The organism is Algoriphagus sp. (genome assembly GCF_029254265.1).
Taxonomy (GTDB): domain Bacteria; phylum Bacteroidota; class Bacteroidia; order Cytophagales; family Cyclobacteriaceae; genus Algoriphagus.
Genome location: NZ_JAQWXX010000039.1, coordinates 23,661 through 32,580, shown reverse-complemented (window position 1 = coordinate 32,580; position 8,920 = coordinate 23,661). Strand labels below are relative to the sequence as shown.

Here is an 8,920-nt window from a genome sequence, read left to right as displayed (position 1 = left end):
TACCTGGACGAGTTTTGTTACAAGCTCAACAGAAGATACTTCGGTCAAAAACTCTTTGACAGACTCATCATTGCTTCGATTTAATCATACTGGCAAGATTGCGGATATACATAAAAATTTTTAATATCTGATCAACCACCAGTTTTCTATCTTTCTTTGAAGTATAAAAGAATCCAATTCGATTTCCTTCTATATCCTCAGTTAGGTCCATAAGATTTTTATTATTGTTTACACACTCAATAATTTCATCCACATACCTTAAATATTCATTATCAAGATCCTTTCCTTTAACACCTATTGGGTTCCAAATTTTCAAAATCTCATTTATTTTATAATTAATGTCCATTTAATAATCTGTTAAGAAAGTAACTGTTTTTCTATAATTTCTAGTCCCTGGATTTGCGTCAATTGCGATTCCAATTGTTTTCCAATTATAAGAATAAAAAATTCTCGGTTGATCTGCACTGTTTCAAAGAATGAATCCTCATCATTCGAGCTAAGGATTTATATGCTTTCTATATCTTTACCTCATGACTTTTGCAGAGAAAAACGCCTCCATTATCAAATCCACCGCTTCTCGCCTAGGCTTTGACTTTTGTGGCATTTCGAAAGCGGAATTTTTAGAGGCCGAAGCACCTCGATTGGAGGCTTGGTTGAATCAGAACTACCAAGGCCAAATGGCCTATCTCGCTAATCACTTTGACAAGCGACTTGATCCTACCAAGCTGGTAGATGGAGCCAAAACTGTCGTTTCGCTGATCTACAATTACTACCCTGAAGAAAAATTACCTGAAGGAAAAAACGATATCAAACTGGCTAAATATGCCTACGGGGAAGATTACCATCTGGTGATTCGGGAAAAGTTGAATGAATTTTTAGAAATTCTCAGAGAAGAAATCGGGGAAATCAACGGGCGCGCCTTTGTGGATTCTGCACCTGTCATGGAGCGTCAATGGGCTCAAAAAGCTGGATTGGGTTGGATTGGCAAAAACAGCCTACTTCTAAATCGTCAACAAGGGAGTTTCTTCTTCCTCGCTGAATTGATCATTGATTTAGAAGTCAGTCTTGATAACCCGATTACCCAGGATTACTGCGGCACCTGCACGAAATGTATCGACGCCTGTCCTACAGATGCGATCGTGGAACCAGGAGTAGTCAATGGCTCGCAATGTATTTCTTACCTGACCATTGAACTCAAAGAAAATATTCCAGTCGAATTCAAGGGAAAGCTAGAAAACTGGGCTTTCGGATGCGATATCTGTCAGGATGTTTGTCCTTGGAATCGTTTTTCAAAGCCACATCAAGAACCCAGATTTGAGCCTCACCCCGATCTTAAGCATTTTTCCAATCGGGAATGGTTGGAAATGACGGAAGAGACTTTTGCTAAAATTTTTAAAAAATCTGCCGTAAAACGAACGAAATACGCTGGACTGAATCGAAATCTGAAGTTTATCCAAAATGATGGCTAACTCAAATTTTGAATTTCTTTTGCTTGACATTACCTTGAGTTAACTCAACCGCTAGATGAAAGTCCCTACTAATAAACCCAAGAAAAAGAAGAAAGGTAAATTCCGGATTGGTTTGGCCCCGGGAGCATTGGTGTTTACCGGCGACCAAAAGATCGAGACCGTCGATATTAGTATCCTTTCTTATGATGAAGAAGCCTTGATCGAAGAAAAAGCTACTTTAGATCAACTTCCAGAGATTCTCAAAGCCAAGAAAAAAGTCCTTTGGATTGATATTGACGGTTTACATGAGGTAGCGATTCTAGAAAAAGTCGGGGCGATGTTTGGTCTCCATAAGTTGACCTTAGAAGATATTCTGAATGTGGATCAACGTCCAAAAATGGAGGTTTTTGATGATTATATTTTTGCAGTTCTCAAAATGATCAAGTCCCATTCTCCCGAATCTGAAATAGAAGAAGAACAAATCAGTTTTATTCTCATGGACGATGTTTTGATCACTTTTCAAGAGAAAAAAGGAGATGTTTTCAACTATGTCAGGGAACGAATTGTTGAGTTTAAAGGAAACATCAGAAAACGATCAGGAGACTATTTGCTTTATGCTTTGCTGGATGCAGTAATTGATAATTATTTTTTGGTTTTAGAGAACGTGGGAGAGAAAATAGATCTCCTAGAAGCTCGGGCATTGAACGACCCAGATACTGACACGCTCAATCAATTATATCGACAAAGAAGGGAAATGGCTGAGCTTCGGCGTACGGTCTATCCGCTTCGAGAAGTGATTGGCGGTTTTGATAAATACGCAGAGCATAAAATAAGTCCGGAGACAAAGCCTTTTATGCGTGATTTGTATGAAAATACAATACAGGTAATTGAAACTTTGGAAGTGTTCCGAGATATGTCCTCTGGGGTATTAGATCTGTATATGAATAGCCTATCAAACAAGATGAATAATGTGATGAAGGTCCTTACCATCATCTCCACCATATTCATTCCCTTGAGTTTTGTGGCTGGGGTATATGGGATGAATTTTGAACATATGCCAGAGCTACATTGGCGCTATGGGTATTTCTATGTTTTAGCAGGAATGGCTACTGCGACAATAGGGATGTTATTTTATTTCCGTTGGAAAAAGTGGATTTAGTATGCTTTTAAGCTAATGTCCATGCTTTTCACTGAGTGAGTCAAAGCACCCATTGAAATAAAATCTACCCCGCAATTCGCAACTTCCACCAAGGTATCTTCAGTAATGCCTCCGCTGGCTTCTGTCGAAAACCGCCCATCAATCATCGCTACTGCAGTCTTCATCATTCCATAATCCATGTTGTCGAGCATGATGTAATCCACTCCTCCTACTTCAATCACCTCACGGACTTCTTGGAGGTTGCGAGTTTCAATTTCAATTTTGAGACTTAAATTATTTTTATGAAGGTAATTTTTGGTTTGCTCAATCGCATTCCGAATTCCACCGGCAAAATCAACATGGTTGTCTTTGAGCATGACCATATCATACAATGCAAATCGATGATTTACTCCTCCACCAATGTGCACGGCCCACTTTTCCATCAATCTGAAGTTCGGAGTGGTCTTCCGTGTGTCCATTAACCTGGCTTTGGTATGAATGATCTTCTGAGTCAATCGATGCGTAACAGTTGCTATTCCGCTCATTCGCTGCATACAATTCAAAACCAATCGCTCTGAAGAAAGAATAGACGCTGCCGGTCCTGATACGATAAGTCCAATATCTCCAAACTTCACCGAATCCCCATCTTTTAACAAACGTTCTACTTTTAAACGGGGATCAAAGGCATTAAAAATCTTTTCTGCCATTTCTATTCCAGCCAAGGTTCCCTCATCCTTTATGATCAGCTTTGCCCTACCCTTAGTTCCCTCAGGAATAGCTGATAGAGAAGAATAATCACCAGGGCCAATATCTTCTGCAAAAGCTGACTGGATAAATTTCTGGATGGCCTCTTCGGTCAAATATTCGGGTCTCATGGCCAAAAATAAGCAATCCTTCGAACTGAAATTCCCTTTTTCAATTAAAAAATTAACTATGCTTTCACAAAGTCTAAACTGTAGATTTTTAAGTTTTCTCCTTGCTGACTAACTCGGATAAACACCTTGAAGGAACTCTCTGTACTTTGATAATCACCAATGTAAGAAATCAAACTAGGGTTGGTTTCACTTCGAAAAACCACTTTAAAACCCAAGGAAGGATTCTTTTTAAAAAAATCTTTAATCACTATTTCCGCTTGGTTTTTAGAGTATTCTCCTTGTTGCCCATTCACATTAAGAGAGATACTGGCATCAAAAAACTTTGCAAGGTCGCCACTAGACCCACCATCAATCGCAGAGATTACCGGATCGATGGAATCCATTTTCACCTCATCCCCAAAAATGGGCTGGAGATACAAGAAAACAGATAAAAACAAACTTAGAGTCAAGGTCATTTCTCTGATTAGGCAAATACTAAGCCAAAAAAGAGTAGACCATTTACAAAAAAAAGTCGTTCAAATTCTATCATTTTGAACAGATGATGTTTTGCATAAATCAAGACTTTGCCTTGAAATATAATATATTTGCGATATGGAGAAGAAAGTACTTTTAATGATTTTAGATGGTTGGGGCATTGCGACCAATCCTGCTGTATCGGCAATTGATAAAGCTAAAACACCTTTTGTAGACAGCCTTTATACTAAATATCCTAATGCCAAACTTGAAGCTTCCGGACTTGCTGTAGGTCTTCCTGAAGGTCAAATGGGAAACTCTGAAGTCGGGCACATGAATATCGGTGCTGGAAGAGTGGTCTATCAAGATCTGGTGAAAATCAATCTGGCAGTCGCAAATGGTGAGCTAAATACTCATCCAGTTTTAACAGCCGCTTTTGCCAAAACCAAGGCTGCAAAACGGAAAACTCACTTCATCGGTTTGCTTTCAGACGGAGGTGTTCACGCCCATATCAATCATCTCAAGGGACTATGTGATGCTGCCAAAGAACACGGGATGACAGATGTTTTCATCCATGCGTTTACCGATGGAAGAGATACTGATCCCAAAGGTGGATTGGAATACATCAAAGACCTTCAAGCCCACCTAGACCACTCAACCGGTAAAATTGCTTCCGTAGTAGGCAGATATTATGCCATGGATAGAGATAATCGATGGGAGCGAGTGAAGCTCGCATATGATGCAATGGTACATGGTGTAGGAGAGCGCTCAAAAGATATTTTGGCAGCCGTTAAAAAATCCTATGAAAACAATGTGACGGACGAATTTATCCGTCCAATCATTCATGTAGGTTCCAATAATCAACCCTTGGCAACCATTGAAGATGGAGATTTAGTGGTTTGTTTCAACTTCAGAACTGACCGAGGCAGAGAAATAACTCAAGCACTTACCCAGCGCGATTTCGAGGATTTCAATATGAAAAAATTGAACATCGACTACATTACCTTCACCAATTATGATAGCACTTTCCATGGTGTTCAGGTACTTTTTGAAAAAGACAATCTCAAGAATACACTGGGAGAAGTCTTGGAAAAAGCTGGGAAAAAGCAGATTCGGATTGCAGAAACGGAAAAATATCCTCACGTCACTTTCTTCTTCTCCGGAGGTAGAGAGCAAGAATTCAAGGGAGAAAGAAGATTACTTTGCCCATCTCCAAAAGTGGCAACTTATGATCTGAAGCCGGAAATGAGTGCTTTGGAAATCGTAGCCAAAATAACTCCCGAACTCAAAAAGAAAAGTGCGGATTTCATCTGTCTCAATTTTGCAAATGCAGACATGGTAGGACATACCGGATCATTTGAAGCTGCGGTAAAAGCCTGTGAAGCTGTAGATAAATGCGTTGAAAGCGTTGTCACCACTGCACTGGAAAATGATTATACCATCATTGTGATCGCGGATCATGGAAATAGTGATATGATGATCAATGAAGACGGCAGTCCAAATACTGCTCATACGACCAACCTGGTGCCTTTTATCGTAGTCGATAAAAAAGATGTGATGCATGTAAAAGACGGGAAGCTAGGGGATTTGGCTCCGACTATTTTAACAATGATGGGAATTGAAATTCCTTCGGATATGACTGGTGATATTTTATTAACAGAATGAAGTACCTGAATAATTTTACATTTGGCTTTTTTTTCCTATTCCTTTTCGCATTAGGATCTTGTGGTGAAGGATCCAATAAAACTCCAGAAAAACTACCCTATTTCGATCTGAAAGGATTCATGGAGATTCAGGCAAAAAATCTTGATTCTTCAAATGTAATCTTGATCAGTAGAGTACAAGGAAAAGAAGTTCGGAAAGAAGCAACCATTTCCACGTTTGAATGGATGCAAGAGTTTGATACTTTTATTCAGGCCGATATCAATAAGCAATCCCTTCTCCTTTCTTACGATACACAGGTGAAAAACAATGTTTTGACCCATTCGCTTTTCCCTGATTCTAAAGGAAAGCTGAAAGAAATGAAAGTGACTTACATCGACGATAAAGTAGTATCTGTTACACTGAAAATGTCTGAGGAAAATCTATTCTACAAGTCAACGACTTTCGCAGATCTATACATGAATAATGCAACCCAAAAGGTTGATCACTATTCGATAGAGACAACTCAAAAAATCTGGTTTCTCGACCCGAGCAATATCAAGATTATGGGAGCTATTCGCCCCTAACACACAAAAAGCCTCAAATTTTCAATTTGAGGCTTTTTTTTCAATACCTATTTATTAAATAAGGGTGGTCTTTGGGCCTGCCAATCCGAATTTTTCTGGATAAAATCTCCTAGCAGGACTAATTTATCTTCCTCAAAAAGATTTGCCAGCAAGGTAATCGAAGTCGGACTACCTTGATCATTAAAACCATTCGGCATACAAAGAGCCGGTGAGCCCGTAAGGTTTGTGATCTGAAGTTGACGACCTGCAAAACTTGGACTCACAATGACGTCATAATCCTTCATGAGTTGATTCATTTCCTCTATCAGTACACTTCGTTGTCTGGCAAGTTGCACATATTCAACAGCAGGAATAAATCGAGCCGCACGAAAACCATTCGGCCAAGCATTTTTTCCTTGAGCCACTAGCTGATCATCAAGATTCAGTCTGGTCAATTCATCAAATGCTGCCGCTCCTTCAACCATCAGCATCATCACCATTGGACCAGCTTCGACTGAGGTTTTCAACTCTAGGGGATGCAGTTCTATACCCTTGCTTTGAAGTAATTCGATGACTTTCCGATCATTTTCCTGACCTGGTCGATCTCCTTCGAAAAAGGATTTAAAATAGCCAACTTTAAGGCTCTTTACATCTTTTTTGGAGGAATAATTAAATGCCGCGGCAATTGAGCTGGCGTCTTTTGCGTCTTTTCCATTGATGATGGATAGCACGATTCCATTGTCCAAAGCGGATCTTGAGATCGGACCGATTTTATCCATGGACCAGCTCAAAGCCATCGCACCATGCTTGCTCACTCTTCCATAAGTAGGTCTCAGCCCAGTAACCCCGTTTCGTGTCGAAGGAGATACGATCGAGCCTAGAGTCTCCGTACCAATTGCAAAAGGAACCAAACCCGCACTCACCGCTGATGCCGAACCGGCAGAAGATCCACTGGAACCTTGCTTCAAATTCCAAGGGTTTTTGGTCACGCCTCCATACCAGATATCACCCATTGCCAAAGCTCCTAATGTAAATTTACCTACCAACACCCCACCGGCATCATTCAATTTGTCTACAACTGTTGCAGTCTCATCGATCACTTGATCCTTGTATGGCATTGCTCCCCAAGTGGTTTTAGTGCCTTTTACAGCTAATAAATCTTTGATTCCGAAAGGAATACCATGCAAGGGACCTCGGTATTTTCCGGAGGCCAACTCTTGATCCATCGCCTTTGCCTTCGCGAGGGCTGAATCCTCCATTAGTGTAATCAGGCATTGAAGGGTATCCGAATAAGTCTTTATCCGATCAAGATAAATTCTTGTCAGTCGCTCCGAGCTGATTTGTTTATTTTTGATCAATACTGCCAATTCATGAACGGGCATATAGGCGATATCAGACTCTTTTTCTGGTAAAGAAACTGAAGTCGGCAAACCCCAGTCCAAAGGATTCTGAGTTTGCTCAGGTTCAAAACCAATAGGAAGTGGGTTGAAAACCAATGAGGGAGGAATGGAATTATCCAATTTCGTTTTTCGAAGGGTTTCGAAATTGCCAAGTTGGTTTTTCAGATTTCCGATCATACTGTCTTTTTCAGCAGGAGAAAAAGAAACACCGAAAAGCTCTGATGCGCCTTCGATCGAAATTGGTGTGATTTCTCCAGCTTTTTTGCCAAGCGTAAAGCCTAGCGCCAGAAATGAAATTGCTCCCAGTAAGATAAAAACTGCGGAACGAGGAGAGTAATTAGGTTTCATTGAATAATTTTGTGGCTAGTCCAAACAAGTAGACCCACAAGGTGTTCAATAAGCCTTAAATAATCAAACCATTCATGGATCAAAAAGCTCCATTCCCAATTTTCCCCATGCACTTCAGAGGCCTTCTCCTGTTGGCCGGAATGTACACCATCGCTTGGTCGGCCTTTTTCAAGTGGTTTGGACCAACTTTGGTCAACTGGCTTTCGATGGGTCAGGGTAGTTTTGACGGTCTGAGTGCATCCTATTATGGCACTTTTGGATTGCTTGTTGGCTTGGTCATTTTCGTGAGTGCTTTTTATCCGGTTAGCTGGATCTACTTGATTGGGATTGGAATCATTGGGAAAATCCTGCTCGCTTTATGGTTTTCTTTTGGCTTTTTACCAAATATAGGATGGAACAAACGATCCGGATTTCACTTGATATTCAATGAGTTGGTTTGGTTAGTCCCAATGGTTCTAATTATTCTGAGAGCTAACGCCGTTAAAAAGTATCTGATCCAATCTGAAAAATAATCCTAACCCAAAATAACAAAAGAGCCTGCTTCAAGATTTTGAAGCAGGCTCTTTGATTTTCAACGAAACTGATCTAATTAAAGAATCAAAATCAAAAGAAGCAATATAATGATAATAGCTCCTACAGAAAGGTATAACCCATTTCCAGATTCTCTGGCCTCGGCCTTCATTGACTTTAATTCTTCACGAATTTCTTTACGCTCGTCTCTTGACATAGCTCCGAAATCCATTTCCTTGATTTCATCGACTCGGGCTTTCATTTCATCCAGTCGGGCTTGTTGAGCCTCAGTTAGCTCAATTTTATCTTTATTTCCATCAGACTTATCGCCTGAACCTGCCATGGCCATCGGGCCAGTAATTAGCAGAAATAATACTAAGAGTGTTTTTTTCATAGTGCATTACCTTAAGTGATGAATAATTTGTCTTCAATAAGATAGCCAAAACCTGTCATTTCATCACCGCACAGGGAATTTTTCTCTGCCTTTACACAGTATTTTTTGTACCTTGGACAGCCTTTATAAGCAGTAAAAATTTTCTAA

Annotated in this window: 9 protein-coding genes; 5 read left to right on the top strand and 4 right to left on the bottom strand. The window is 40.1% G+C overall.

All coding sequences use genetic code 11. The features are described 5' to 3' along the window. Window positions 1-530: 530 nt before the first annotated feature. Entirely contained in the window at window positions 531-1,469 is a 939-nt protein-coding gene (gene queG, locus P8O16_RS05255) for a tRNA epoxyqueuosine(34) reductase QueG (RefSeq protein WP_300311582.1), read from the top strand. A 55-nt stretch (window positions 1,470-1,524) separates the two neighbouring features. Then, a complete protein-coding gene (gene corA / locus P8O16_RS05250; protein ID WP_300311580.1) occupies window positions 1,525-2,607 on the top strand; it encodes a magnesium/cobalt transporter CorA in 1,083 nt (360 codons plus the stop codon). Here the strand turns inward: corA and nadC are convergent. Together nadC and P8O16_RS05240 are read right to left on the bottom strand one after the other, a co-directional pair. Next, window positions 2,604-3,461 (bottom strand): carboxylating nicotinate-nucleotide diphosphorylase, encoded by an 858-nt coding sequence (gene nadC / locus P8O16_RS05245; RefSeq protein ID WP_300311578.1) that lies wholly within the window; start codon window positions 3,459-3,461, stop codon window positions 2,604-2,606. The two genes, corA and nadC, sit on opposite strands and share 4 nt — an antisense overlap. 56 nt (window positions 3,462-3,517) lie before the next feature. Further along, window positions 3,518-3,916: a DUF4783 domain-containing protein gene (locus P8O16_RS05240; protein WP_300311575.1), complete on the bottom strand. Its 399-nt coding sequence runs from the start codon at window positions 3,914-3,916 to the stop codon at window positions 3,518-3,520. A gap of 136 nt (window positions 3,917-4,052) precedes the next feature. Between P8O16_RS05240 and gpmI the strand changes: the two genes are divergently transcribed. Both gpmI and P8O16_RS05230 read left to right on the top strand, forming a co-directional pair. Continuing rightward, complete coding sequence (gene gpmI, locus P8O16_RS05235; RefSeq protein WP_300311573.1) at window positions 4,053-5,579, top strand: 2,3-bisphosphoglycerate-independent phosphoglycerate mutase; 1,527 nt, start codon at window positions 4,053-4,055, stop codon at window positions 5,577-5,579. Next, the gene (locus P8O16_RS05230) at window positions 5,576-6,142 is read left to right on the top strand and encodes a hypothetical protein (RefSeq protein ID WP_300311571.1); all 567 of its coding nucleotides are present in this window, start codon (window positions 5,576-5,578) and stop codon (window positions 6,140-6,142) included. The genes gpmI and P8O16_RS05230 overlap by 4 nt, the downstream gene beginning before the upstream one ends. Window positions 6,143-6,189: 47 nt before the next feature. Here the strand turns inward: P8O16_RS05230 and P8O16_RS05225 are convergent, their stop codons facing one another. Beyond that, a complete protein-coding gene (locus P8O16_RS05225) occupies window positions 6,190-7,869 on the bottom strand; it encodes an amidase (protein ID WP_300311569.1) in 1,680 nt (559 codons plus the stop codon). 74 nt (window positions 7,870-7,943) lie between these two features. On the opposite strand from P8O16_RS05225, the gene P8O16_RS05220 reads away from it, so the two are divergent. After that, window positions 7,944-8,381, top strand: coding sequence for a hypothetical protein (locus tag P8O16_RS05220; RefSeq protein ID WP_300311568.1), 438 nt, complete (start codon window positions 7,944-7,946; stop codon window positions 8,379-8,381). 77 nt (window positions 8,382-8,458) lie between these two features. Here P8O16_RS05220 and P8O16_RS05215 read toward each other — a convergent pair whose 3' ends face one another. Further along, window positions 8,459-8,773: a hypothetical protein gene (locus P8O16_RS05215; RefSeq protein ID WP_300311567.1), complete on the bottom strand. Its 315-nt coding sequence runs from the start codon at window positions 8,771-8,773 to the stop codon at window positions 8,459-8,461. Window positions 8,774-8,920: the final 147 nt, after the last annotated feature.